Below are 26,344 nucleotides of genomic sequence, written 5' to 3'. Positions count from 1 at the left end.
AGCGACACCGGCCTGGCCTCGATGGCCGCCTTGCGCCTGAGCCTGGGCCAACAAGGCGCGGCACTGCCGGCGCTGCTCAACCTGCTGCAGCTGGTCGGCTGGGGCGCGTTCGAGATCATCGTCATGCGCGATGCCGCCAGCCTGCTGGCCGGCAAGTTCCTCGGTGCGGACAGCGCCTGGGGCAATGCCACCCTGTGGACCCTGCTGTTCGGTGCCCTGGCCACCCTGCTGGCGATCGCCGGCCCACTGGCCTTCGTCCGCCGCGTGCTGCGTCAATGGGGCATCTGGCTGCTGCTCGGCGCTTGCGCCTGGCTGACCTGGAACCTGTTCGCCAAGGCCGACCTGGCCATGCTCTGGGCCCGTCCCGGCGACGGCTCGATGAGCTTCGCCTTGGGCTTCGACCTGGCCATCGCCATGCCGCTGTCCTGGCTGCCGCTGATCGCCGACTACTCGCGTTTCGGCAAGCGCGCCAGTGGCGTGTTCGCCGGTGCGGCACTGGGCTTCTTCGTCGGCTGTCTGTGGCTGATGGGCCTCGGGGTGGCCTACACCCTGGCCTTCGCCGCCCCCGAGGAAGCCAACAGCCTGCTGCTGGCCCTGGCCGGTGCCGGCATGGGCATCCCGTTGCTGCTGATTCTGCTCGACGAGTCGGAGAAGGCCTTCGCCGACATTCACTCGGCGGCGGTATCCAGCGGCACCCTGCTGCCACTCAAGGTCGAGCACCTGGCCCTGGCCATCGGCGTGCTCTGCACTCTGATCGCCTGGCTGGCCCCGCTGGCGCAGTACGAACACTTCCTGCTGCTGATCGGCTCGGTGTTCGCGCCACTGTTCGGCGTGGTGCTGATGGATCACTTCGTCCTGCGCCGCCGCCAGCTGCCGGCCAGTGTGCCGGCGCTACGCTGGGACAGCCTGCTGGCCTGGGCCTGCGGCGTGGCCCTGTTCCACCTGCTGGCGAACCTCTATCCGGAAATCGGCGCCACCTTGCCGGCACTGCTGCTGGCCGCCGCGTTGCAGTGGCTGCTGGGCCGACTGCGCCGCTGAACCCGTGGTTGGCAGGCTGCTGAATAACGTTGCCGAGGCAGTGTTCCAACAGCCTGCTAGCGGGCACCACCCGGGAAGTAGATTGGCTTGAGGATGCCATCCAGCTTGGCATAGGGAATATGCAGGGTCGGATGGCCGCTCTCGTAGGGCGCGATGCGCTCGATCTCGTACTTGAGCATCACCGAGTCGCGCAGCAGGGCCACGTTGGCGGTGCGCACGAAGGGCCAGACGGCCTGGAACCGAGCATCGTCGGCATGGCCGTTCTTCTGCAGCCAGGCCTGATGCGCCTGGCGCGCCTGCTCCCAGAAGGCGCCTTGCTGGTCCGGCAGCAGCAGTTCGCCGAGCTCGACCACCCGCCCCAGCTGGCGATCATAGGTCAGGTAGGCGCGCCCCGGCTCGCCGCGCTTGCCACCGTTGAAGCGGTAACTGGACAGCTCGATCACCAGCAGCCGGTCGTGCTGTTCCAGCACCTTGGCCTGCAGATAGCTCATCCAGCCCGGCTTGCCGCTGGCCAGGAACTCGCGCTCGTGCACCGCCAGCGACGGTGGCGGCGGATCGCCCGGCAGCTCGATGGTCAGCTTGAGCAGCTCGCGCTCAATGCGAGCGTTGAGCTCCGGCATGCCGTCCAACAGCTGCAGGTCGATATTGACCAGCGGACAGTCCTTGTCTTCGCAACCGACCGGACGATGCTCCCAGGCCTGGCGGGTGGTGGGCAAAGGTCGGCTATCGCCGGTCGATAGTAGCGACTGGCAACCCGAGAGCAGGAGCGACAACGACAGCAGGCTGGCAACGGCAATGGAGCGCATGAACATTCCTTGAACGGCGGCGGGCGTTTCGACTGTGCGCGTCGGCATCTGTTCCGTGCGCGGCCGCCATTGTGGCTGGCGCCAATCATCGATCCAAGCCCGTGACGCGATTGCAGCACTGCGACAGCGGGCACTGCTTCGACAATCCGCCACCATGCAGCGCAGCCGATTTGCGAGAATGCGCCTGGGCGAAGCAATCCACGCTCATCCTGTCGCAATTGCCGGCGAAACTGCGTAAACGCCAGCCGGCCAGAGCGGGCCGCCCGCATGCGGGGCACTTGCCAAAGCCGCCACACGGCGCGCACATTCGTCATCACCCGGCCGCGACAATACGGCGGCCGGCCGACACCAGAGGGGAGAATGCATGTCACACAGCGACGTCGAGGTGCTCCAGCGCGAGACCTGTTTCAAGGGTTTCTACCGCCTGGACCGCCTGCACCTGCGTCACCGCCAGTTCGCCGGCGGCATGGGCCCGCAGCTCAGCCGCGAACTGTTCGTGCGCCACGACGCGGTCTGCGTGCTGCCCTATGACCCGCAACGCGACAATGTGGTGCTGATCGAGCAGTTTCGCGTCGGCGCCATGGAAAAGAGCAGCAACCCCTGGCTGATCGAGCTGGTGGCCGGCCTGATCGACAAGGACGAGGAGCCGGAAGAAGTGGCGCGCCGGGAGGCCGTCGAGGAGGCCGACCTGACCCTGACCTCGCTGTGGCCGATCACCACCTACTTTCCCTCTCCCGGCGGTTCGGATGAGCGCGTGTACCTGTATGTCGGGCGCTGCGACAGCGAAGGCGCCGGTGGTGTGCATGGCCTGGCCGAGGAGGGCGAGGACATCCGCGTGCACGTCTGGCCACTGGAGAATGCCCTGCAGGCGGTGAAGGACGGACGCATCAACAACGCCGCCAGCATCATCGCCCTGCAATGGCTGGCGCTGAACCGCGCGGAAGTCCGGGGGCTGTGGTCATGAACCTGCTGCGCGAGCGCTACCGGGTCGACCTGGTCGAGCTGCAGGCCGCTTGCGAAGCCAACTATGCGCGTCTGCTGCGCCTGCTCCCGGACATGCGCGAAGCGCAGGGCGAACGCCGCGTGGCCTTGAGCCAGGGCGACCTGCTTCTCGGCGTGCTGACGCTCAAGGTGACCGAGAACTGCCCCTACACCACCACCCTGGAAGTGCGTCAGGAACACAGCCTGGCCTGGCTGCCGGTACCGCGCCTGGAAGTGCGCGCCTACCATGACGCACGCATGGCCGAGGTCACCGGGGCCGAGAACGCTCGGCGCTTTCGCGGCATCTACCCCTACCCCAATGCCGCCATGCACCAGCCCGACGAGAAGAGCCAGCTCAACCTGTTCCTCGGCGAATGGTTGAGCCACTGTATCGCCTGTGGTCACGAGCTGGCGCCGGTACTCTAGTTTCGACCTAGCCGTGGTAAAACAGGCGCCGAACGCAGGCCCGACCACGCAAATGTGACCTGTTCACGCTTGTCGGGTTTACCGAATCCCGTTTCACCCACCATAATCCTGAGACCTCGCTCAGGAGTAGGCCCTTGTCGCGCCCGTCGTCCCTTGCCCCCGATCGCCCGATACTGCTGGTGCAGCTGTCGGACAGCCACCTCTTTGCCGAGGAAGACGGCAAGCTGTTGGGCATGAACACCCGCGACAGCCTGGAAAAGGTGATCGAGCGGGTGCAGAGCGAACAGCCCCAGATCGATCTGATCCTCGCCAGCGGCGACCTGTCCCAGGACGGCAGCCTGGCCTCCTACCAGCGCTTTCATCGTCTCACCGCCCAACTTGGCGCCGAGACCCGCTGGTTTGCCGGCAACCACGACGAGCTGCCGGCCATGCAGGAAGCCTGTGCCAACAGCGACTTGCTGGAGCCGATCATCGACCTCGGCAACTGGCGCATCACCCTGCTCGACTCCTCCATTCCCGGCGCCGTGCCCGGCTACCTGGCCGACGACCAACTGGAGCTGCTGGAAAAGGCCCTGAGCGACGCCCCCCAGCGCCACCACCTGATCTGCTTCCACCATCACCCGGTGTCCATTGGCTGCGACTGGATGGAGCCGATCGGCCTGCGCAACCCTGAAGCCCTGTTCGCCGTGCTGGCGCGTCATGCACAGGTCAAGGCGCTGCTCTGGGGCCATATCCACCAGGAATTCGATCAGCAGCGCGACGGCATGCGCCTGCTCGCCTCGCCGTCCACTTGCGTGCAGTTCGCCCCGGGCAGCACCGAGTTCCAGGTCGACACCAGCGCACCGGGCTACCGCTGGCTGCGCCTGCACGCCGACGGGCGGCTGGAGACCGGGGTGTCGCGGGTCACCGGCATCGACTTCGAGGTCGACTACAGCGTCAAGGGCTACTAAGAACCCGTTCAAAGTCCGCACCACCGCGTGCCAACGCTTGCGGCTGGCGGCGCCTAGCTTGTAGCCTCCCGCTCCATGAATCCCAGCATCCTTTATATCCACGGTCTCAACAGCTCGCCCGCCTCGACCAAGGCCAGCCAGCTGCTGAAAGTTGCCGAACACTGCGGCATCGCCCGGCAAATGCGCGTGCCCGCCCTGCACCACCACCCGCGCCAGGCCCTGCAGCAGCTGCAGGCCGCCATCGACGAACTGGGCCGGCCGCTACTGGTCGGCAGCTCGCTGGGCGGCTACTACGCCACCCACCTGGCCCAGCAGCACGGTCTGAATGCCCTGCTGATCAACCCCGCGGTGCGCCCGCACCAGTTGTTCGGCGGCCAGGAAATCGAGCAGACCAATCACTACAGCGGCGAGACCTGGCTGCTGACCCACGACCACGTAGCCGCCCTGGCCGAGCTGGAAGTGGCCGAACCGCGCGACGCCGAGCGCTACCGCGTGTGGCTGCAGACCGCGGACGAAACCCTCGACTACCGCCAGGCCGAAGCCTTCTACCAGGGTTGCACGCTGGACATTCAGCCCGGCGGCGATCATAGCTATCAGGGCTTCGCCCAACGCCTTCCGGAAATCCTCGAGCTGGCCGGCTTCGCCCCGGCGCTCTGGGCCGATTTCGACTTTTCCACCCTTTGAAGAAGACCTGAACCGCTTATGGCCCAGCAGAACGCCTACAACGCCGATGCCATCGAAGTACTGTCCGGTCTGGACCCGGTGCGCAAACGCCCGGGCATGTACACCGACACCGCGCGCCCCAACCACCTGGCCCAGGAAGTCATCGACAACAGCGTCGACGAAGCCCTGGCCGGCCACGCCAGCGCGATCCAGGTGATCCTGCACGAGGACAACTCGCTGGAAGTGACCGACGACGGCCGCGGCATGCCGGTGGACATCCACCCGGAAGAAGGCATCCCCGGCGTCGAGCTGATCCTCACCAAGCTGCACGCCGGCGGCAAGTTCTCCAACAAGAACTACCAGTTCTCCGGCGGTCTGCACGGGGTCGGTATCTCGGTGGTCAACGCCCTGTCCAACCAGGTCGAGGTGCGGGTCAAGCGCGATGGCAGCGAATACCGCATGACCTTCGCCGATGGCTTCAAGGCCAGCGACCTGGAAGTGATCGGCACCGTCGGCAAGCGCAACACCGGCACCAGCGTGCGCTTCTGGCCCGACCCGAAGTATTTCGACTCGCCCAAGTTCTCCATCAGCCGCCTCAAGCACGTACTGAAGGCCAAGGCCGTACTCTGCCCCGGCCTGGAAGTCACCTTCAGCGACAAGAGCAACGGCGAAACCACCCGCTGGTACTACGAGGACGGCCTGCGCTCCTACCTGGTCGATGCCGTCAGCGAGTTTGCCCGCCTGCCCGACGAACCTTTCTGCGGCAGCCTGGCCGGCAACAAGGAGGCGGTGGACTGGGCCCTGCTGTGGCTGCCGGAAGGTGGCGAGAGCCTGCAGGAGAGCTACGTCAATCTGATCCCCACCGCCCAGGGCGGTACCCACGTCAACGGTCTGCGCCAGGGCCTGCTGGACGCCATGCGCGAGTTCTGCGAGTTCCGCAATCTGCTGCCGCGCGGGGTCAAGCTGGCCCCGGAGGACGTCTGGGAGCGCATCGCCTTCGTCCTCTCGATGAAGATGCAGGAAGCGCAGTTCTCCGGGCAGACCAAGGAGCGTCTGTCCTCGCGCGAGGCCGCAGCCTTCGTCTCCGGCGTGGTCAAGGACGCCTTCAGCCTGTGGCTCAACGCCCACCCGGAAACCGGCCTGGCCCTGGCCGAGCTGGCCATCAGCAACGCCGGGCGCCGACTCAAGGCGGGCAAGAAGGTCGAGCGCAAGAAGATCACCCAGGGTCCGGCGCTGCCGGGCAAGCTGGCCGACTGCGCCGGCCAGGACCCGATGCGCGCCGAGCTGTTCCTGGTCGAAGGTGACTCCGCCGGCGGCTCGGCCAAGCAGGCTCGCGACAAGGAGTTCCAGGCCATCATGCCGCTGCGCGGCAAGATCCTGAACACCTGGGAAGTGGATGGCAGCGAAGTGCTGGCCAGCCAGGAAGTCCACGACATCGCCGTGGCCATCGGCCTCGACCCCGGCTCCAGCGACCTGTCCCAGCTGCGCTACGGCAAGATCTGCATCCTCGCCGACGCCGACTCCGACGGCCTGCACATCGCCACCCTGCTCTGCGCCCTGTTCGTCCGGCACTTCCGCCCGCTGGTGGATGCCGGCCATGTCTACGTGGCCATGCCGCCGCTGTACCGCATCGACCTGGGCAAGGAAATCTTCTATGCCCTGGACGAAGCCGAGCGCGATGGCATCCTCGACCGTCTGGTGGCCGAGAAGCGCCGCGGCAAGCCGCAGGTCACCCGCTTCAAGGGCCTCGGCGAGATGAACCCGCCGCAACTGCGCGAAACCACCATGGACCCCAACACCCGACGCCTGGTGCAGCTGACCCTGGAAGACTTCGAGGGCACCCGCGAGGTGATGGACATGCTGCTGGCCAAGAAGCGCGCCGGCGACCGCAAGAGCTGGCTGGAGAGCAAGGGCAACCTGGCCGAGGTCCTGGCTTGACTCGTCACTTCGCGCTGCTCGGCCTGCTGTTCTGCACGACGACCCTGGCCGCCGAGGCCCCGGCCGAACTGGAGCTGCTCGGCGAACACCCCATCGAAGGCCTGGTCGGCGGCAACCTGTCCGGCTTGACCCGCTGCGGCGAGGACTGGCTGGCGGTGTCCGACCGCGAGGACGACCGCCTGTATCACCTGCAGCCCGGCGACGCCGCCTGGCAGGCCAAAGCGGAAACCTTCAGCGCCCCGCCGGTACCGCCCAGCGGCCTGCCCTGGGGCCTGCGCATGCGCACCTGGGTTGCCAACCAGGTACGCGGCGGCGATCTCGACTTCGAAGGCATCGGCTGCGACGCCATGGGTAATCGCTACCTGGTCAGCGAGGCCCATGCCGCTGTGCTGCAGGTCGGTCCCAGCGGCCTCGGCGACTGGCTGCAGCTGCCCGGCACCCTGGTACGGCAGGCCCGCGCCAGCGGCATGCTGCTGCACTACAACGCGCTGTTCGAGGGCCTGGCCATCGACCCTGCCGGCGAGCGCCTGTGGCTGGCCGCCGAACGCGACCGTCGCGGCCTGCTGGTGCTGCACCGGGATAACCAGCGCTGGCGCTGCACCGGCGGCTGCGTATTGAGTAGCGATACCGCGACGGCGCGCTCGCCGGCCACGCCGCAGGACGAGAAGCGCTACCCACTGGACTATTCCGACCTGAGCTACCACGCCGACAAGCTGTTCAGCCTGCAACGCCTGGAGCGGCGCATCTGCCGGCGCACGCCCAGTACCGGCGAAGCGGAGAAGTGCTGGTCCTACGCCGCGGCCGCCCTCGCCGCGCCGCAGCGCTTTCCCCAGGTAGCCGGCATCGCCGAAGCGCTCTGGCTCGACCAGGAAGGCGCCTGGGTCGGCCTCGACACCGGAGCCGGTGCCCGCAGCGACGGCGAGAAGCGCCCGCTGCTGTGGCACTTCAAGGCCCCTGCCGGTGGCTGGAGCGCACCATGAGCGAACCCGTCGCCGGCCAGCGCGCCGCCCGCATCATGCTGTTCCTGGCCTGGGTCGCGGCCCTGGCCCTGGCCACGCACTGGTTCGGCAACTGGGAAGACGAGCGCGCCAACCCCAACCGTCAGCCGCAGTCGGTGCATGGCGCCGACTACATCGAAGTGCGCCTGGCGGCGGGCCCTGGCGGCCACTATCTGCTGGACGGGCAGATCGACGGCACGACCCTGACCTTTCTGCTGGACACCGGTGCCACCGCAGTCGCCATCCCGCTGGAGCTCGCCGAACGCCTGGATCTCCCGCACGGCGCCCCCGTACAGATCCGCACCGCCAACGGCACCGTCAGCGGCTGGCGCACGCGCCTGGGCCTGCTGCAGCTGGGCGACATCCGGCTGCACGACGTCGCCGCGCTGGTCACTCCGGGCATGGACGGCGACCAGGTGCTGCTGGGCATGAGCGCCCTGAAACAACTCGAATTCACCCAGAAGGGCGGCACCCTGGTGCTGCGCCAATCAACCCGCTAATGAGGCACGCATGAGCGACACCCTCGACCTGAGCCTGGAAGGCGTCGAACGCCGGTCCCTGGCCGACTTCACCGAGCAGGCGTACCTGAACTACTCCATGTACGTGATCATGGACCGCGCCCTGCCGCATATCGGCGACGGCCTCAAGCCCGTGCAACGGCGCATCGTCTATGCCATGAGCGAACTGGGTCTGGACGCCGATTCCAAGCACAAGAAATCGGCGCGCACCGTCGGTGACGTGCTGGGTAAATACCACCCGCACGGCGACAGCGCCTGCTACGAGGCCATGGTGCTGATGGCGCAGCCATTCAGCTACCGCTACACCCTGGTCGACGGCCAGGGCAACTGGGGTGCGCCGGACGATCCCAAGTCCTTCGCCGCCATGCGTTATACCGAGGCGCGCCTGTCACGCTACTCCGAGGTGCTGCTGTCCGAGCTGGGCCAGGGCACCGTGGACTGGGTGCCGAACTTCGACGGCACCATGGACGAGCCGGCGACCCTGCCGGCGCGCCTGCCCAACCTGTTGCTCAATGGCACCACCGGCATCGCCGTGGGCATGGCCACCGACGTGCCGCCGCACAACCTGCGTGAAGTGGCGACCGCCTGCGTGCGCCTGCTCGACGAGCCGGGCGCCACGGTCGAGCAGCTCACCGAGCACATACCTGGCCCGGACTTCCCCACCGAGGCGGAAATCATCACCCCACGCGCCGACCTGCTGAAGATCTACCAGACCGGCCGCGGCTCGGTGCGCATGCGTGCCGTGTACCGTATCGAAGACGGCGACATCGTGGTCACCGCCCTGCCGCACCAGGTCTCCGGCTCCAAGGTGCTGGAGCAGATCGCCGCGCAGATGCAGGCCAAGAAGCTGCCGATGGTTGCCGACCTGCGCGACGAGTCGGACCACGAGAATCCCTGCCGCATCGTCATCATCCCGCGCTCCAACCGCGTCGATGCCGACGAGCTGATGACCCACCTGTTCGCCACCACCGACCTGGAGTCGAGCTACCGGGTCAACACCAACGTCATCGGCCTCGACGGCAAGCCGTCGGTCAAGGACCTGCGCACCCTGCTCACCGAGTGGCTGCAGTACCGCGTCGGCACCGTGCGCCGCCGCCTGCAGTTCCGCCTGGACAAGGTCGAAAAGCGCCTGCACCTGTTGGAAGGCTTGCTCATCGCCTTCCTCAACATCGACGAAGTGATCCGCATCATCCGCACCGAGGATCAGCCCAAGCCGGTGCTGATGGCCACCTTCGGCCTCACCGAGATCCAGGCCGACTACATCCTCGACACCCGCCTGCGTCAGCTGGCGCGCCTGGAGGAGATGAAGATCCGCGGCGAGCAGGACGAGCTGGCCAAGGAACGCGACAAACTGCAGGCCCTGCTCGGCAGCGAAGCCAAGCTGAAGAAGCTGGTGCGCACGGAAATCCTCGCCGATGCCGAGAAGTACGGCGACGACCGTCGTTCGCCAATCGTCGCGCGCGCCGAGGCCAAGGCCCTGTCGGAAACCGAGCTGATGCCGACCGAACCGGTCACCGTGGTGCTCTCGGAAAAAGGCTGGGTGCGCTGCGCCAAGGGCCACGACATCGACGCTACCGGCCTGTCCTACAAGGCCGGTGACGGCTTCAAGGCCGCCGCACCGGGGCGTTCGAATCAATACGCGGTGTTTATCGACTCGACGGGCAGAAGCTACTCGCTGGCAGCGCACTCGCTACCATCCGCGCGCGGCCAGGGCGAGCCGCTCACCGGCCGCCTGCAACCGCCGCCAGGTGCGACCTTCGAGTGCCTGTTGTTGCCGGACGACAACGCCCTGTACGTGATCGCCTCCGATGCCGGCTATGGTTTCGTGGTCAAGGGCGAAGACCTGCAGGCCAAGAACAAGGCCGGCAAGACCCTGCTGAGCCTGCCCAACGGTTCCCAGGTCGTGCCGCCCAAACCAGTGGCCAGCCTGGAAGACAACTGGCTGGCGGCAGTGACCACCGAAGGCCGCCTGCTGCTGTTCCCGGTACGCGACCTGCCGCAACTGGGCAAAGGCAAGGGCAACAAGATCATCGGCATCCCCGGCGAACGGGTGGCCAGTCGCGAGGAATACCTTACCGACCTGGCCGTACTGCCCAGCGGCGCTGCCCTGGTACTGCAGGCCGGCAAGCGTACCCTGACCCTCAAGGCCGACGACCTGGAGCACTACAAGGGCGAGCGCGGGCGGCGTGGCAACAAGCTGCCACGCGGCTTCCAGCGGGTCGATCAGCTGCTGGTGGAAACACCCGCCTGAGGCGAAGGAGCGGCAGATGAACGAGCTCAAGGCGCAACTGGACTGGCAACAGGACTCCCAGGGCCGCCTTGAGCTGCGTGTTGCCGGTCACTGGACCCTGAATACCCGCAAGCCAGAGCTGCACAGCGTGTTCGACTCGTTGCGCCTGCCCGACAAAGAGTTGCCGGTGCGGGTGACGGTCGCGGCCTGGGACAGCAGCCTGCTGGCCCTGCTGCGCCGCCTGCAACGCCTGGCCGGCGAGCGCGCACTGGAACTGCGCTGGCTGGAGTTGCCGGACGGCGTCGAGCGCCTGCTGCAACTGGGCAGTGCCCATCCGATCCAGCCCGGCGCCAGCAGCGCACCTGGCGGACCACTGACCCGCCTGGGCCTGCTCGCCATCGGCCTGTTCGCCAGCCTGGTCAAGGCTGCCACCTTCCTCGGCGAAACCTGCCTGGCCCTGCTCAACCTGGCGCGCGGCAAGGCGCGCATGCGCGCTGGCGACTTCTGGCTGGCCCTGCAGCAATGCGGCCCCGGCGCCCTGCCCATCGTCGCGCTGATCGCCAGCCTGGTCGGCCTGATCCTCGCCTTCGTTGGCGCTGCCCAACTGGAGGCCTTCGGTGCCCAGCTGTACATCGCCAACATGGTGGCCATCGGCATGACCCGCGAGATGGGCGCACTGATGACCGCCGTGATCATGGCCGGGCGCACCGGCGCAGCCTATGCCGCCGAGCTGGGCAGCATGCAGGCCAACGAGGAGATCGACGCCCTGAAGACCTTCGGCTTCCCGCCACTGGAGTTCCTGGTGTTGCCGCGCCTGCTCGCCCTGCTGGTGGCCATGCCGCTGCTGTGCGCCTTCGCCGACGCCCTAGGCATCCTCGGCGGCTTCGTCATCGGTGCCGGGCTGTTCGACATCTCCGCCACCCAATACCTCAATCAGAGCCTGGAGCTGCTCAACCTCACCGACTTCCTGCTCGGCATCTTCAAGAGCCTGGTGTTCGCCGTGCTGATCGGGCTGATCGGCTGCCACTACGGCCTGGCCAGCGGGCGTAACGCCCAGGCCGTGGGCCAGGCCACCACCCGCGCGGTGGTCAGCATCATCGTCGCTCTGGTGGTCAGCGATGCGCTGATCACGCTGATCTGCACCCAACTCGGGATATGAAATGAATGATGCCGTGCTGATCGCCGATCACCTTTCCGCCGGCTACGGCAAGCGGGTGATCCAGCACGACCTCAACTTCGCCATTCAGCGCGGCGAGGTGTTCGTCATCATGGGCGGCAGCGGCTGCGGCAAGAGCACCCTGCTGCGCCATCTGATCGGCCTGCAGGCGCCGCTGGGCGGGCGCATGCTGTTCAACGGAGAGGACTTCTGGGCCCAGCCCGAGGCGCGCCGCAGCGAACTGCAGCAGGACTTCGGCGTGCTCTACCAGAATGCCGCGCTGTGGGGCGCGATGACCCTGCGCGAGAACATCTGCCTGCCGCTGGAAACCTATCGGCCCAAGCTGTCCCGCGCCGAACTGGACGAGCTGGCCGCGCTCAAACTGAGCCTGGTCGGCCTCGGCGGCTGCGACGAGCTGTACCCGGCCGAGCTGTCCGGCGGCATGCGCAAGCGCGCCGCCCTGGCCCGCGCCCTGGCCCTCGATCCACAGGTGCTGTTCTTCGACGAGCCCTCGGCCGGCCTCGACCCGATCAGCTCCATGGCCCTGGACGAACTGATCCTGCAGCTGCGCGACAGCCTCGGCTCCAGTATCGTGCTGGTGACCCACGAGCTGCCGAGCATCTTCGCCGTGGCCGACACCTGCCTGTTCCTCGACGCCCAGGCCGGCACCCAGCTGGCCCTCGGCCCACCCGCGGAGCTGCTGGCCCACGGCCCGCAGGTGGTGCAGCGTTTCCTGCGCCGCGACACGCACCTGGCCAAGGAGGCCCCATGAGCGAAACCCGCAAGCCCTTGCTGATCGGCAGTTTCCTGCTCGGCGGCCTGTTCCTGCTGGTGGCCGGCGCCCTGCTGCTGTCGCGCGAGAGCTGGTTCAGCCAGCCCAGCGAGTACGTGGTGTACTTCACCGGCGCGCTGGATGGTCTGGACGTCGGTGCCGACGTCACCTATCGCGGCGTGAAAATCGGCAGCGTGCGCGAAATCCGCCTGTCCTACGACCGCAACATCAAGGACGTGGTGATGCCGGTGATCCTGCGCATCCAGCCCAACCGCACCGAGGGCAAGCGCGGCTTCGACCAGGTACTCAAGCAGCTGGTCGAGCGCGGCCTGCGCGCCCAGCTGCAAACCCCCAGCCTGCTCACCGGCAAGGCCATCGTCGCGCTGGACATGTTCCCCGACCAGCGCGGCTATGTGCGCGAACCCAACGAAGTGGAGCTGCCGGCGATTCCCAGCGTGCCGTCGCGCATCGACCAGGCCGCCAATCTGCTCAACGACCTGATCGGCGAGGTGCGCGAGCTGCCCCTGCGCGAACTGATCGACTCGGCCAGCAAGGCCATGCAGGGCATCGAACGCCTGAGCAACTCCAGCGATCTGCAACAGGGTCTGCACAGCCTCGCTACTACCCTGGCCGGCCTCGACCGCCTGACTCAGCGCCTGGAGACCCAGCTGCCGGCCCTGCTCGGCTCGGCTCAGCGCAGCAGCGGCGAGTTCAACGCCACCCTCGGCGAAATCCGCCTGACCACCGCGGCGCTGCGCCAGACCCTGGAGCAGACCAACGCCCTGCTCGGCGACGGCCGGCGCAGCCTGGGCCCGCAGTCCGAGCTGCAGTACGAGCTGAGCAACGCCCTGCAGGAGCTCGGCCGCGCCAGCAAGGCCCTGCAGCGCAGCGCCGAGAGCCTGGAACAGCAACCGCAATCCTTGATATTCGGGAAGCCCCAGCCATGAGCAAGCGCCTGCTGCCCCTCGCCTTCCTGCTGCTGGCCGGCTGCGCCACCAGCACGCCGCAGCACTTCTACCAGCTGCCCATGCCGCAAGCGCAGGCCAGCAGCACCGGCAACGGCCCGGCGCTGCTGCTCGGCCCGCTGCAGCTGGCCGACTACCTGCAGCGCGAAAGCCTGGTGCAACGGCGTAGCGACCAGCGCCTCGACCTCAGCCCGGACCGGCGCTGGGCCGGCAGCCTGCAGGACGATATCGGCAACCTGCTGCTGGCGACCCTGGCCAACCAGCTGCACAGCGGCAACCTGGCGCTCTATCCGGATCGCATCGGTTTTCGCGCCGACGCCCAGCTGATCCTGCATATCGCCCGCCTGGACTCTGGCCCGCAGCAAGCGGCCGTGCTGGAAGCGCGCTGGCGCCTGCTCGACGCCGCCGGCCAGCAGCAGGCCGGCGATCTGCTGCGCCTGGAACAGAGCCACGATGGCAGCCTGGACGGCCAGGTGGCCGCCCAGGGGCAACTGGTGGAGCGTCTCGGCGAACGCCTGGCCGCCGCAGTGAAAAGCCTGCCGGTACACAACTCCACGCGCAACTGAGCGCCTCGGGCTGGAGTCCGGCCGCGCTTTGGCGGATGATACGCGGCCGCCTCGCTCTCGTTTTTAGCCGCCGCCGCGGCCCAGGGTAAACAGATGAAACCGCTGCGCCTCGCCTTCGTACTGCTGCTGACCGGCCTGCTCGGCCTGGCCGGCTGTACGGCGCACAAACCGATCCCCCTCTATCAGCTGGACAACGCCGACGCCGGCGTGCCCACCCAGGAACAGGGTCTGGCCGTGCTCCTCGGCCCGGTTTCCATCGCCGACTACCTGCAGCGCGAAGCCCTGCTGCAGCGCCAGCTCGACGGCAGCCTGCTGGCCGCCGACAACGCCCGCTGGGCCGGCAGCCTGGCGACCGACATAGACCAACTGCTGCTGCGTCAGCTGGCCTGGCGCCTGGACAGCCAGCGCACCGTGCTGGCCCCGGCCAGCGGCGAGTTCAAACCCGAAGTACAGGTACTGTTGAGCATCATCCGCCTGGACTCCGGCCCGGCCCAGCCGGCCATCCTCGAAGCGCAGTGGCGCCTGCTGGACAAGAGCGGGCAACTGCGCGACAGCCGCCTGCTGCGCCTGGAGGAAGCCCACAGTGGCACCCCCGCCGATCAGGTGCAGGCACAGAGCCGCCTGTTGCGCCAGCTGGTGGCCGACCTGGCCGTCGCCATCGAGCCGCTGCGCAACCAGCCGGTGGCCGAGACGACCAAGCCCTCCCCGGCACCACAGCGCCCGGCCAAGCCGCAAACACCGCAGCCGCAATTCCCGATCATCGGACCGACCCGCAGCAACGGTGAAGTGCTGCGTTTCTGAAGCAGACCTTGGTCGTCTGGTCAGCTTCCGTACAGACCGCTAAGCTGCCGACCCCATGAACCTCACCGATATCCTCCTGCTGGCCCTGGCCGGCTTCGCTGCCGGCGGCATGAATGCCCTGGCCGGTGGCGGCACCTTCTTCTCCTTCCCTGCCCTGCTGGCGGCCGGCCTGCCGCCGGTTACCGCCAATGCCACCAATGCCGTGGCCCTGTGGCCGGCCAGCATCGCCGGGGCCTGGGCCGCGCGCGGTTCGCTGCGACCACTGGGCCGCTACCTGCTGCCACTGCTGCTGGCCGGGCTGCTCGGCGGCCTGGGCGGTGGCCTGCTGCTGCTGGCCGGCGGCGACAGCGTGTTCAGCGTACTGATCCCCTGGCTGCTGCTGGCGGCGACCGCGCTGTTCGCCGCCAGCCCCTGGCTCGGCCGCGCCCTGGCCGCACGCAGGAAAGAGGCGGCGCAACCACCGCACACACCGCTGTCGCTGGCCGCGCATACCGGGGTATCGATCTATGGCGGCTACTTCGGCGCCGGCATGGGTATCCTGCAACTGGCGGCCTTCTCCATCGAAGGCCACCCGCTGGCCCGCGCCAATGCCCTGAAGAACCTGATCTCGGCGGTGATCTACAGTGTCGCCAGCCTGACCTTCATCTTCGCCGGCCGCGTCAGCTGGGCCGAGCTGCTGGTCCTGCTGGCCGGCGCCACGCTCGGCGGCTACACCGGCGGAGCGCTGGGCGAACGCCTGCCGCCGCGCCTGCTGCGCAGCCTGGTGATCCTGGTCGGAAGTGGCATGACCCTCTACTACTTCTACGCCACCTACTTCGCCGCCCGCTGATTTGCCCCGGCGGGCGCGGCTCTGCTAGTGTCGCGCCCGTTTCAACCCTCCAGCCGAGACCCTAGCCATGGCCCGCAAGAAAGCCGCCGCCGATTTCGAAACCTCCCTCGCCGAACTGCAAACGCTGGTCGAGCGCCTGGAAAGCGGCGAGCTGTCCCTGGAAGACTCCCTCGGCGCCTTCGAGCAGGGCATCCGCCTGACCCGCGACTGCCAGGGCGCCCTGGCCCAGGCCGAGCAGAAAGTGCAGATCCTCCTGGAACGCGACGGCGAGCTGGAGGAAGCCCCCTTCGACGCGGATCAGCAGGCATGATCGGCGAGTACCAGCAGCGCTGCCAGGCGCGCGTCGATGGCGTGCTCGCCGAACTGTTCGAGCCGCCCCGCCCCGAGCTGGCCCGCCTGTACAAGGCCATGCGCTACAGCGTCGCCGGCGGCGGCAAGCGGGTGCGTCCGCTGCTGGTGTATGCCGCCTGCGAGGCCCTCGACGGCGACCTCGACCAGGCCGATGGTGCCGCCTGCGCCGTAGAGCTGATCCACGCCTATTCGCTGGTCCACGACGACCTGCCGGCCATGGACGACGACGACCTGCGCCGCGGCCAGCCGACCACCCACAAGGCCTTCGACGAAGCCTGCGCCATCCTCGCCGGCGATGCCCTGCAGGCCCTGGCCTTCGAGGCCCTGGCCGACGCCCGGCGCAACCCGCGCGACGCCGATCTGCGTCTGTCCATGACCCTCGGCCTGGCGCGCGCCGCCGGTCCGGCCGGCATGGTCGGCGGCCAGGCCATCGACCTCGAATCGGTGGGTAAGCAGATTGACCAGCAGGCGCTGGAGACCATGCACCGGCACAAGACCGGCGCCCTGATCGAAGCCAGCGTGCACCTGGGTGCCCTGGCCAGCGGCAATGCCGACGAAGCGGCGCTGCGTTCGCTGCAGCACTATGCCCAGGCCATCGGCCTGGCCTTCCAGGTGCAGGACGACATCCTCGACGTGGAAAGCGACACCGCCACCCTGGGCAAGACCCAAGGCAAGGACCAGGCCAACCACAAACCGACGTACCCGGCCCTGCTCGGCCTCGACGCTGCCAAGACCTACGCCCTGGAGCTGCGCGACCAGGCCCTGCACGCCCTGCGTCTGTTCGGCGACAGCGCCGAGCCGCTGCGCGAACTGGCCCGCTATATCGTCGAGCGCCGCCACTGAGCCCGTGCCTGGCTCTCTAGGCATATCCGCAAGCGGCCCCTAACCGATGAATCAGGCCGGGCACGTCCCGGCCATTCATGCCACTGATTCAGCGTCGCCAACCTCTCGCTCCGGGTAACCTGCCCTATCGCAGACCACCCGGGGCAAGGAGCAGCCAGCATGCTCGACGCGCACGCCATCCAGCTGATCCGGCAGACCACCGCCGCGATCAAGCAGCACACGGCCGCTATCAACACGCTGACTTACCAGCATCTCGAGCGTGATCATCCACTGGCCTACGCCATCCTCGCCAGGGCAAAACTGCCGCCGCTGGGCTCGGTTGTGGCCAGCTATGCCGCCAGCATCGACAACCTCGAACCTTTCCTGCGCCACGCGCCGAACATTGCTCGCGTGCACCAGCGCGTACAGCTGCGTCCCGAGCACTTCGACATGCTCGGCGATTCGCTGTTTTCCGCCATGCGCCAGGTGCTCGACCCGCAGCAGCTTTGCGCAGAGGCCCTGGCAGCCTGGCGCGGCGCCTTCGCCCAGCTCGCCGCTACGCTGATCGAACTGCAGGCACAGCTCGAGAGCCCTGCCGCCCTTCCCGCTACCGCCGACCATGAGTGACCCTATGTTCTCCAGCCTGCTGATCGCCAACCGTGGCGAAATCGCCATCCGCATCGCCCGCGCCTGCGCCGACCTGGATATCCGCACGGTCGCCGTGTTTGCCGAAGATGATGCCGCCAGCCTGCACACGCGCAAGGCCGACCTTGCCGTGCCGCTCAAGGGCCGCGGCGTACCGGCCTATCTGGACATGGAGCAGCTGATCGCCCTGGCCCGCGAGCATGGCTGCGAGGCGATTCACCCCGGCTACGGTTTTCTCGCCGAGAACGCCGAGTTCGCCCGCCGCTGTGCGGCGGCGAATATCCGCTTTATTGGCCCGGCACCCGAGGTGTTGGAACTGTTCGGCGACAAGGCCGCCGCCCGCGCCCTGGCCGAGCGCTGCAACGTGCCGCTGGTCGCCGGCATCAACCAGGCCATCAGCCTGGAACAGGCGCAGAGGTTCTTCGCCGAACACGGCGCGGTGATGCTCAAGGCCCTGGCCGGCGGCGGCGGACGTGGCATGCGCGCGGTATTCGCCGCCAGTGAGTTGGCCGAGGCCTTCGCCCGCTGCCAGTCGGAAGCGCTGAGCGCCTTCGGCAACGATGCGCTGTACGTCGAACAACTGGTCGGCCAGGCGCGGCATATCGAAGTGCAGGTACTCGGCGACGGCAGCGGCGCGGTCAGCCACCTGTGGGAGCGCGACTGCAGCCTGCAGCGGCGCAATCAGAAGCTGGTGGAAATCGCCCCCAGCCCCGGCCTGGATGCCGGCGTGCGCGAGGCGATCATCACCTGCGCCCTGCAGCTGGCGGCCGAGGTGAAGTACCAGGGCATCGGCACCTTCGAGTTCCTGCTCGACGAAGAGCAGCCAGGGCGCTTCTACTTCATGGAAGCCAATCCACGGGTGCAGGTCGAACACACCGTGACCGAGCAGGTCACCGGCGTCGACCTGCTGCACACCCAGCTCAGGCTGCTCGCCGGCCAGTCCCTGGCCGAGCTCGGCCTGCTGCAGGCGCCGCCGCTCAATGGCTGCGCCGTGCAGCTGCGCATCAACCTGGAAACCCTTCACGCCGACGGCAGCACGCGCCCGGCGGCCGGCACCCTCAGCGCCTACGAGCCCCCCAGCGGCCCCGGCCTGCGGGTGGACGGTTACGGCTACGCCGGTTACCCGGTCAGCCCGGCCTACGACTCGCTGCTGGCCAAGCTGATCGCCCATGGCAGCGACTACCCGGCCGCCCTGCGCCGGGTCTACCGCGCGCTGTGCGAGTTCCGCCTGGAAGGCGTGGCGAGCAACCTGCACCTGCTGCAGAACCTGCTGCGCCAGCCGCAGGTGGCAGCCAACCAGGTCAGCACACGCTTCGTCGAAAGCCAGCTGGAAACCCTGCTGGGCGCACAGCAGCAGGCCCACCCACATCGCTATTTCACCGGCACGGGCGCGGTGACCGGCAGCCAGCAGGCCGCGGTGGCGGCGCCGCCCGGCAGCATCGCCCTGAATACGCCAAGCACCGGTGTGCTGGTCAGCCTGGAGGTAGCCGAGGGCGATGCCGTGGCCGCCGGGCAGAACATCGCCGTGCTGGAAGCGATGAAGATGGAGTTCGTGGTCAAGGCCAGCCAGAGCGGCATCGTCCGTGCCCTCGCCGCCCGCCCCGGCGACGCCCTGGGCGAAGGCCAGGCGCTGCTGTTCATCGAACCGGCTGAAGTCGATGGCGATGGCCTGCAGGACGAACACAGCCTGGACCTGGCGCATATCCGCGCCGACCTGGCCGAAGTGCTGGAGCGCCACGAGCGCCTGACCGATGCCCGCCGCCCGGCCGCCGTGGCCAAGCGCCGCAAAACCGGCCAACGCACCACCCGGGAAAACCTGGCGGACCTGCTGGATGAGGGCAGCTTCATCGAATACGGCGCCATGGCCCTGGCCGCCCAGCGCCGCCGGCGCACCCCGGAGGAGCTGATGGAGCTGAGCCCGGCCGACGGCCTGATCGCCGGTATCGGCACGGTGGGCGCCGCCACCTTCGGCGAGCAGGGCGCGCGCTGCATGGCCATCGCCTACGACTACACGGTGTTCGCCGGCACCCAGGGGGTGATGAACCACAAGAAGACCGACCGCATGCTCGGCCTCGCCGAACAGCTGCGTCTGCCGCTGGTGCTGTTCGCCGAAGGCGGCGGCGGTCGGCCGGGCGATACCGATTTCGTCGGCGTGGCCGGGCTGGACTGCCACACCTTTGTCGGCATGGCCCGGTTGTCCGGCCTGGTGCCGCTGGTTGGCGTGGTGTCCGGGCGCTGCTTCGCCGGCAACGCCGCGCTGCTCGGCTGCTGCGACGTGATCATCGCCGCCAAGGACGCAACCATCGGCATGGCCGGCCCGGCGATGATCGAAGGCGGCGGCCTTGGCAGCTTCAAGCCCGAGCAGGTCGGCCCGACTGCCGTGCAGGGGCCGAACGGGGTGATCGACGTGCTGGTGGAGAACGAGGCCGAGGCGGTCGCTGCCGCCAAGCAGTACCTGTCCTATTTCCAGGGCCCGCTGAGCGACTGGCAGTGCGCCGACCAGCGCGAGCTGCGCCACCTGATCCCGGAAAACCGCCTGCGCGTGTACGACATCCGTCAGGTCATCGCCACCCTGGCCGACAGCGGCAGCGTGCTGGAACTGCGCCGCCAGTTCGCGCCCGGCATGATCACCGCCTTCATTCGCATCGAGGGCAAGGCGTTCGGCCTGCTGGCCAACAACCCCGGCCACCTGGGCGGCGCCATCGACGCGGCGGCCGGCGACAAGGCCGCGCGCTTCATGCAGCTGTGCGACGCCTTCGATATCCCCATGGTTTCGCTGTGCGACACCCCCGGTTTCATGGTCGGCCCGGAGGCGGAGAAACAGGCCACGGTGCGCCACGTGTCGCGCATGTTCGTCGCCGCCGCCAGCCTGTCCGTGCCGTTCTTCACCGTGGTGCTGCGCAAGGGTTACGGCCTGGGCGCCCAGGCCATGGCTGCCGGCAGCTTCCACTCGGCGCTGTTCACCATCGCCTGGCCCAGCGGTGAGTTCGGCGCCATGGGCCTGGAAGGCGCAGTGCGCCTGGGCTTCGCCAAGGAGCTGGCGGCCCAGGCGGACGATGCCAGCCGCCAGCGCCTGTTCGACAAGCTGGTGGGCAAGGCCTACCGCAACGGCAAGGGCCTGAACATGGCCAGCTACCTGGAGATCGATGCCGTGATCGACCCGCAGGACACCCGCGCCTGGCTGCTGCGCGGTTTGCACAGCGCACCGCAGCCGCCAGCACGCAACGGCAAGAAACGCCCCTTCGTCGATACCTGGTGAGGACAGCCCCATGCACGCCATCGAACAGCAACTGCTGCAAGTCAACGGTATCCAGCTCAGCGTGCACGCCTGCGGCCCGCAGCACGGCCAGCCGGTGTGGCTGCTGCACGGTTTCCCCGAGTGCTGGCACTCCTGGGCGCCACAGCTGCAGGCCCTGGCGGACGCCGGCTATCGAGCCTTCGCCCCGGAGATGCGCGGCTACGGCGCCAGCAGCGCCCCGGAAGAGCCCGAGGCCTACTCTCTGCTGACTCTGTGCGCCGACATCCAGGCCGCCATGGATCACTTCGGCCACCAGCGTGTGTGCATGGTCGGCCACGACTGGGGCGCGCCGGTGGCCTGGCACCTGGCCCTGCTCGAGCCGGAGCGGGTGCAGGCGCTGGTGACCATGTCGGTGCCCTTCGGCGGCCGGCCCAGGCGCCCGGCCATCGAGATCATGCGCGAGGCCTATGCCGGGCGCTTCAACTACATCCTCTACTTCCAGCAGCCGGGTGTGGCCGAGGCCGAGCTGGATGCCGATATCGAGCGCAGCCTGCGCCTGCTGCTGGCCGACCTGGGCGACGCCCTGCTGCAGGACAAACCGGCCGATGCGCGGCTGCTCGACGGCCTCGATCCGCACCCGGCGCTGCCGAGCTGGTGCAGCGCGGAACAGTTCGCGCACTACCGCCAGGCGCTGGCCCGTGGTTTTCGCGGGCCGCTGAACTGGTACCGCAACTTCGAACGCAGCTGGCAGGAGACCGAGCCGCTGGTCGGCCGCCAGGTCGAGCAGCCGACCCTGTTCCTGGTCGGCGAACAGGACCCGGTCGCCCGCCTGGAGGCGCATACCCTCAAGCGCATGGCCGAGCGCGTGCCGCACCTGGAACAGCACCTGCTGACGGACTGCGGCCACTGGTTGCAGAGCCAGCAGCCGGCGCGGGTCAACGCCCTGCTGCTGGACTTCCTCGGCCGCCACTACCGCGGCGATTAGTCGCGCGGTCGCGCCGATTGGGCGGGGATCGAAGCATCAGGTAAACTGCCGCATCTTTTGCATACCTATAACGATTCGCCTGATGCCGACCACCTTCCACGAGATCCCTCGCGAGCGCCCCGCCACGCCGCTGCTCGACCGTGCCGAGACCCCGGACGGCCTGCGCCGTCTGGCCGAGAGCGAGCTGGAAAGCCTTGCCGACGAGCTGCGCCAGACCCTGCTGTACAGCGTCGGCCAGACCGGCGGGCACTTCGGCGCCGGCCTCGGCGTGGTCGAGCTGACCATCGCCCTGCATTACATCTTCGACACCCCGGATGACCGCCTGGTGTGGGATGTCGGCCACCAGGCCTACCCGCACAAGATCCTCACCGGCCGCCGCGAACGCATGGGCACGCTGCGCCAGAAGGACGGCCTGGCCGCCTTCCCGCGCCGCAGCGAGAGTGAGTACGACACCTTCGGTGTCGGCCACTCCAGTACCAGCATCAGCGCCGCCCTCGGCATGGCCATAGCCGCCAAGCTGCAGGGCAGCAAGCGCAAGAGCGTGGCGGTGATCGGCGACGGCGCGCTGACCGCCGGCATGGCTTTCGAGGCGCTCAACCACGCCTCGGACGTCAAGGCCGACATGCTGGTGGTGCTCAACGACAACGACATGTCGATCTCCAAGAACGTCGGCGGCCTGTCCAACTACCTGGCCAAGATCATCTCCAGCCGCACCTATTCGAGCATGCGCGAAGGCAGCAAGAAGATCCTCTCGCGCCTGCCCGGCGCCTGGGAGATCGCGCGCAAGGTCGAAGAGCACGCCAAGGGCATGCTGGTGCCCGGCACCCTGTTCGAGGAGCTGGGCTGGAACTACGTCGGCCCCATCGACGGCCACGACCTGCCGACCCTGATCGCCACCCTGCGCAACATGCGCGACCTGGAAGGCCCGCAGTTCCTGCATGTGGTGACCAAGAAGGGCAAGGGCTTCGCCCCCGCCGAAGCCGACCCGATCGGCTACCACGCGATCACCAAGCTGGACCCGATCAACAAGCCGCAGGGCGAGCCGAAAAAAGCCTCCGGGCCCAAGTACTCCGCCGTGTTCGGCCAGTGGCTGTGCGACATGGCCGCCGCCGACCCGCGCCTGCTCGGTATCACCCCGGCGATGAAGGAAGGCTCCGACCTGGTGGCCTTCAGCGAGCGCTATCCGAACCGCTACTTCGACGTGGCCATCGCCGAGCAGCACGCCGTGACCCTGGCCGCTGGCATGGCCTGCGAAGGCGCCAAGCCGGTGGTGGCGATCTACTCCACCTTCCTGCAGCGTGCCTACGACCAGCTGATCCATGACGTCGCGGTGCAGAACCTCGATGTGCTGTTCGCCATCGACCGCGCCGGCCTGGTCGGCGAAGACGGCCCGACCCACGCCGGCAGCTTCGACCTGTCCTACCTGCGCTGCATCCCCGGCATGCTGGTGATGACGCCCAGCGACGAGAACGAGCTGCGCCTGCTGCTGACCACCGGTCACCAGTTCAACGGCCCGGCCGCAGTGCGCTATCCGCGCGGCAGCGGCCCGAATGCCGCCATCGACCCGGCCCTCAACGCCGTGGAGATCGGCAAGGCCGTGGTACGCCGCCAGGGCCAGGGCACCGCGCTGCTGGTATTCGGTGTGCAACTGGCCGAGGCCCTGCGCGTGGGCGAAACGCTGGACGCCACCGTGGTCGACATGCGCTTCGTCAAACCCCTGGACGAAGCCCTGCTGCGCGAGCTGGCAGGCAGCCACGAACTGCTGGTGACCCTCGAGGAAAACAGCGTGATGGGCGGTGCCGGCAGCGCGGTGAGCGAATTCCTCGCCGCCGAGAACATCGTCATGCCGCTGCTGCACCTGGGCCTGCCCGACTACTACGTCGAACATGCCAAGCCGGCGCAGATGCTGGCCGAATGCGGCCTGGACGAGGCCGGCATCGAGGCTGCCGTCCGTCGCCGACTGCAGCAGCTTGAACAGGCTTCAAGCTGAGGCGCAGTAAACTCGCTTGAGCTTGGACACGCCGTGCACTAAGGTGCGCGGCGTTTTTCTTTCTGACAGGTGCGCCGGCTGCAGCCGGCGATAATCGGGAAGCCGGTGCGCCAACAGGCAATCCCGGCACTGCCCCCGCAACGGTAATCGACCGCGAGCCCAGGCTCGCAGGCCCGCTCAACAGCCACTGGAGGCATCCGGGAAGGCGAGCCGGCCGGCGTCGAGAGTCCGGAGACCGGCCTGACGGATTTCGATTGGTGTTGCGGAGGGCCGCACCGTCAGGTGCGCACTCGCGCCTGTCTCCCGCCCTCCTCGAAGTTTTGCGATCTTTGAGGAACCTTGCATGAAGTTGTCCCGTCTCGCCCTGGCCGTGGCTCTCACTCCCAGCCTGTCCGTTGCCGATGAGCTGTCCCGCGATCAGGCACTGAAACTGTCCGATACCGTGATCACCGCCAACCGCGAAGTACAGCAGCGCGGCGAAAGCAGCACTGCCAGTACGGTGTTCACCCGCAGTGACATCGAACGCCTGCAACCTCGCTCGGTAGTCGAACTGCTCAAACGCGTCCCCGGCGTACAAGTGACCGACAATGGCATCGGCAGCCTGGCCAGCCTGTATATCCGCGGCACCAAGTCGGCCCAAAGCCTGGTCTTGGTGGACGGCATGCGCATCGGTTCGGCCAGCTCGGGCGACAGCAACCTGCAGCACATCAGCATCGACCAGATCGAACGCATCGAAGTGCTGCGTGGCCCGCGCTCGGCGGTGTACGGTGCCGACGCCATCGGCGGCGTGGTGCAGATTTTCACCCGCCGCAGCGCCGCTGACGAACTCACCCCCTTCGTCCGCATGAGCTACGGCAGCAACCACAGCTGGCGGCGCAGCGCCGGCATCTCCGGCGGCGACGAGCAAACCCGCTTCAGCCTGGCCGGCAGCCTGGACGAGACCGACGGCATCGACCGGACAGGCCGCTCCTACGCGTCCGATCAGGATCACGACGCCTACCGCAACAAGGCCTTCAGCCTCAGCTTGAGCCACAGCTTCGGTGACAGCCTCGAAGCCGGCATCAGCGTGCTTGACCAGCGCGGCCGCACCGAATTCGACAACCCCTTCGGCCTGTTCGACATGACGACCTTCGAGTCGGTCGGCCAGGAGCCCTATAGCGACTTCACCCTCAGTAGCGTCTCCAGCTACCTCGATGCGCAGATCAACGACCTCTGGAGCAGCCGTATCGAAGTCGGCCACAGCGAGAACCGTGAGGAAAGCCTGGACAAGCTCAGCGACGAACGTGGCGTGTTCAACACCTACCGCGACTCGGTGAACTGGCTGAATACCTTGAACCTGGGCAGTGGCCACAGCCTGCTGCTGGGTGCCGACTGGTACGAAGACCAGCTCAACAGCAACACGGCCTTTGAGGAGCAGCAACGCTGGAACCAGGCGGCCTTTATCCAGCATCGCTACGAGGGTGAAGGCTTCAGCACCGAACTGGGTCTACGCCATGACAAGAACGAGCAGTTTGGCAGTGAGAACACCTGGAGCGGCGCCCTGACCCTGCCGCTGGACGCCACCAACGACCTGATTCTGTCCTACAGCGAAGGCTTCCGCGCGCCGACCTTCAACGACCTCTATTACCCGGACTACAGCAACCCGAACCTCGCGCCCGAACGCTCGAAAAGCTACGAGCTGCAGTGGCGCAGCCAACTGGCGGAGAGCACCCATCTGGAGGCCTCGCTGTATCGCACCGACATCGAGGACGCCATCGCCAGCGACCAGGACTTCATTCCGCAGAACATCGCCAAGGCACGCATTCACGGCTTCGAAGCCAGCCTGCAGCAAGAGCTGTTTGGCTGGCAGGGGCAGCTCGACGTCGCCTTCGTCGACCCTCGCGACCGTGATAGCGGCCATACCCTCAACCGCCGTGCCCGCCGCACCCTGAGCCTGGACCTGGACCGCGCGTTCGGCGACTTCGCCGTGGGGGCTAGCTGGCAGGCCGCCAGCAACAGCTACGACGACCCGAACAACCAGTATCAGTTGAGCGGCTACGGCCTGTTGGGCCTGCGCGGCAGCTGGCAGGCAACGACCGAACTGAAGCTGGAGGCGAAGATCGATAACCTGCTGGACAAGGACTACCAGCGCGCCCTGTACGAACATGAGGGCGAACGTTACGGCTATCGCCAGGAAGGTCGCAGCGCCATGTTTGGCTTCGTCTGGACGCCTGCGCTGTAATCCATGATGCAAAAAGGCCCCGAAAGGGGCCTTTTTGTAGGCGTCAGGCAACGCTTATGCGGCGATGCTCAGTTCACCTTGGTGAAAACCTTATCCTTACCGTTGCGCAGATGACTTTTCAGTGTGCCGTTCTCGCTGATTTCAAGACCACGGCTGCCATCGCGTTTGCGTACCAAAAGCTTGTCTGACTCGGCGACCAGAACGACTTCGACATCCATATATCCCTTCTCGTCCTTGTCCAAATGGGATATCACCCGATAACCATCAGAGGCTTCGGTCACCGTGATGGTTTCAACCATCCTGGCATCATCACCCTTCCATTCGCCAACGAAGGCCGCGCCCTCGTCTTTGCAACCTACTAGTGCCAGAGCCGCGATGGCCGCCACAAAGAGTCCTTTCATTCCATTGCTCCTAGAGTTCAGTTCTGCTGATGCCCAAGACATCCCGTGCATTGT

24 protein-coding genes and 1 riboswitch are annotated in these 26,344 nt (G+C 67.5%); of the genes, 22 read left to right on the top strand and 2 right to left on the bottom strand.

The window, feature by feature from the left end; all coding sequences use genetic code 11:
* Positions 1 to 1,038, top strand: a 1,038-nt coding sequence (gene cytX, locus AYB31_RS12875) for a putative hydroxymethylpyrimidine transporter CytX (protein WP_236715553.1), incomplete at its 5' end; no start/stop codon positions are given.
* 56 nt (positions 1,039 to 1,094) lie between these two features.
* Here the strand turns inward: cytX and AYB31_RS12870 are convergent.
* Complete coding sequence (locus AYB31_RS12870) at positions 1,095 to 1,844, bottom strand: RsiV family protein (protein WP_068829093.1); 750 nt, start codon at positions 1,842 to 1,844, stop codon at positions 1,095 to 1,097.
* Positions 1,845 to 2,208: 364 nt separating this feature from the next.
* Between AYB31_RS12870 and AYB31_RS12865 the strand changes: the two genes are divergently transcribed.
* The 21 genes from AYB31_RS12865 (at position 2,209) to AYB31_RS12765 (ending at position 25,889) form a co-directional block, all read left to right on the top strand.
* Positions 2,209 to 2,808, top strand: a complete 600-nt coding sequence (locus AYB31_RS12865; RefSeq protein ID WP_068829092.1) for an NUDIX domain-containing protein — start codon at positions 2,209 to 2,211, stop codon at positions 2,806 to 2,808.
* Entirely contained in the window at positions 2,799 to 3,251 is a 453-nt protein-coding gene (locus AYB31_RS12860) for a DUF1249 domain-containing protein (RefSeq protein ID WP_068829091.1), read from the top strand. The genes AYB31_RS12865 and AYB31_RS12860 overlap by 10 nt, the downstream gene beginning before the upstream one ends.
* Before the next feature lie 134 nt (positions 3,252 to 3,385).
* Positions 3,386 to 4,201 (top strand): 3',5'-cyclic-AMP phosphodiesterase, encoded by an 816-nt coding sequence (gene cpdA, locus AYB31_RS12855; RefSeq protein ID WP_068829090.1) that lies wholly within the window; start codon positions 3,386 to 3,388, stop codon positions 4,199 to 4,201.
* Positions 4,202 to 4,276: 75 nt separating this feature from the next.
* A complete protein-coding gene (locus tag AYB31_RS12850; protein WP_068829089.1) occupies positions 4,277 to 4,885 on the top strand; it encodes a YqiA/YcfP family alpha/beta fold hydrolase in 609 nt (202 codons plus the stop codon).
* A gap of 18 nt (positions 4,886 to 4,903) precedes the next feature.
* On the top strand, positions 4,904 to 6,802 hold the full coding sequence (gene parE, locus AYB31_RS12845; RefSeq protein ID WP_068829088.1) for a DNA topoisomerase IV subunit B: 1,899 nt from the start codon (positions 4,904 to 4,906) through the stop codon (positions 6,800 to 6,802).
* Positions 6,799 to 7,782 carry an esterase-like activity of phytase family protein gene (locus AYB31_RS12840; RefSeq protein WP_068829087.1) on the top strand — a complete coding sequence of 328 codons (984 nt, stop codon included), beginning with the start codon at positions 6,799 to 6,801 and terminating at the stop codon, positions 7,780 to 7,782. Before parE ends, AYB31_RS12840 begins: the two co-directional genes overlap by 4 nt.
* Positions 7,779 to 8,300, top strand: coding sequence for a retropepsin-like aspartic protease family protein (locus tag AYB31_RS12835; protein WP_068829086.1), 522 nt, complete (start codon positions 7,779 to 7,781; stop codon positions 8,298 to 8,300). Before AYB31_RS12840 ends, AYB31_RS12835 begins: the two co-directional genes overlap by 4 nt.
* A gap of 10 nt (positions 8,301 to 8,310) precedes the next feature.
* The gene (parC, locus tag AYB31_RS12830; RefSeq protein WP_068829085.1) at positions 8,311 to 10,569 is read left to right on the top strand and encodes a DNA topoisomerase IV subunit A; all 2,259 of its coding nucleotides are present in this window, start codon (positions 8,311 to 8,313) and stop codon (positions 10,567 to 10,569) included.
* Between the two features lie 16 nt (positions 10,570 to 10,585).
* A complete protein-coding gene (locus tag AYB31_RS12825; RefSeq protein ID WP_068829084.1) occupies positions 10,586 to 11,707 on the top strand; it encodes an MlaE family ABC transporter permease in 1,122 nt (373 codons plus the stop codon).
* A 1-nt stretch (position 11,708) separates the two neighbouring features.
* Positions 11,709 to 12,476, top strand: a complete 768-nt coding sequence (locus tag AYB31_RS12820; protein ID WP_068829083.1) for an ABC transporter ATP-binding protein — start codon at positions 11,709 to 11,711, stop codon at positions 12,474 to 12,476.
* Positions 12,473 to 13,423, top strand: coding sequence for an MlaD family protein (locus AYB31_RS12815; protein WP_068829082.1), 951 nt, complete (start codon positions 12,473 to 12,475; stop codon positions 13,421 to 13,423). The genes AYB31_RS12820 and AYB31_RS12815 overlap by 4 nt, the downstream gene beginning before the upstream one ends.
* Positions 13,420 to 14,007, top strand: coding sequence for a PqiC family protein (locus tag AYB31_RS12810; protein WP_068829081.1), 588 nt, complete (start codon positions 13,420 to 13,422; stop codon positions 14,005 to 14,007). The genes AYB31_RS12815 and AYB31_RS12810 overlap by 4 nt, the downstream gene beginning before the upstream one ends.
* A gap of 93 nt (positions 14,008 to 14,100) precedes the next feature.
* Positions 14,101 to 14,808 (top strand): PqiC family protein, encoded by a 708-nt coding sequence (locus AYB31_RS12805; protein ID WP_068829080.1) that lies wholly within the window; start codon positions 14,101 to 14,103, stop codon positions 14,806 to 14,808.
* Between the two features lie 55 nt (positions 14,809 to 14,863).
* Positions 14,864 to 15,637, top strand: coding sequence for a sulfite exporter TauE/SafE family protein (locus tag AYB31_RS12800; protein WP_068829079.1), 774 nt, complete (start codon positions 14,864 to 14,866; stop codon positions 15,635 to 15,637).
* Positions 15,638 to 15,704: 67 nt separating this feature from the next.
* The gene (locus tag AYB31_RS12795) at positions 15,705 to 15,947 is read left to right on the top strand and encodes an exodeoxyribonuclease VII small subunit (RefSeq protein WP_068829078.1); all 243 of its coding nucleotides are present in this window, start codon (positions 15,705 to 15,707) and stop codon (positions 15,945 to 15,947) included.
* Positions 15,944 to 16,831, top strand: coding sequence for a (2E,6E)-farnesyl diphosphate synthase (gene ispA, locus AYB31_RS12790; RefSeq protein ID WP_068829077.1), 888 nt, complete (start codon positions 15,944 to 15,946; stop codon positions 16,829 to 16,831). The genes AYB31_RS12795 and ispA overlap by 4 nt, the downstream gene beginning before the upstream one ends.
* Before the next feature lie 159 nt (positions 16,832 to 16,990).
* Positions 16,991 to 17,437: a globin domain-containing protein gene (locus tag AYB31_RS12785; RefSeq protein WP_068829076.1), complete on the top strand. Its 447-nt coding sequence runs from the start codon at positions 16,991 to 16,993 to the stop codon at positions 17,435 to 17,437.
* A gap of 4 nt (positions 17,438 to 17,441) precedes the next feature.
* Positions 17,442 to 20,714 carry a carboxyl transferase domain-containing protein gene (locus AYB31_RS12780; protein ID WP_068829075.1) on the top strand — a complete coding sequence of 1,091 codons (3,273 nt, stop codon included), beginning with the start codon at positions 17,442 to 17,444 and terminating at the stop codon, positions 20,712 to 20,714.
* A 10-nt stretch (positions 20,715 to 20,724) separates the two neighbouring features.
* A complete protein-coding gene (locus AYB31_RS12775; protein WP_068829074.1) occupies positions 20,725 to 21,678 on the top strand; it encodes an alpha/beta fold hydrolase in 954 nt (317 codons plus the stop codon).
* Positions 21,679 to 21,760: 82 nt separating this feature from the next.
* Positions 21,761 to 23,668 carry a 1-deoxy-D-xylulose-5-phosphate synthase gene (dxs, locus tag AYB31_RS12770; RefSeq protein ID WP_068829073.1) on the top strand — a complete coding sequence of 636 codons (1,908 nt, stop codon included), beginning with the start codon at positions 21,761 to 21,763 and terminating at the stop codon, positions 23,666 to 23,668.
* 50 nt (positions 23,669 to 23,718) lie between these two features.
* Positions 23,719 to 23,926, top strand: a riboswitch (cobalamin riboswitch).
* A gap of 85 nt (positions 23,927 to 24,011) precedes the next feature.
* Entirely contained in the window at positions 24,012 to 25,889 is a 1,878-nt protein-coding gene (locus AYB31_RS12765; protein WP_068829072.1) for a TonB-dependent receptor domain-containing protein, read from the top strand.
* Between the two features lie 68 nt (positions 25,890 to 25,957).
* Here AYB31_RS12765 and AYB31_RS12760 read toward each other — a convergent pair whose 3' ends face one another.
* Positions 25,958 to 26,290, bottom strand: coding sequence for a hypothetical protein (locus AYB31_RS12760; RefSeq protein WP_068829071.1), 333 nt, complete (start codon positions 26,288 to 26,290; stop codon positions 25,958 to 25,960).
* Positions 26,291 to 26,344: the final 54 nt, after the last annotated feature.

Origin of the sequence: Pseudomonas sp. BMS12 (genome assembly GCF_001592875.1) — a bacterium.
Lineage (GTDB): Bacteria > Pseudomonadota > Gammaproteobacteria > Pseudomonadales > Pseudomonadaceae > Aquipseudomonas.
This window is presented reverse-complemented; position numbering and strand designations above follow the sequence as displayed.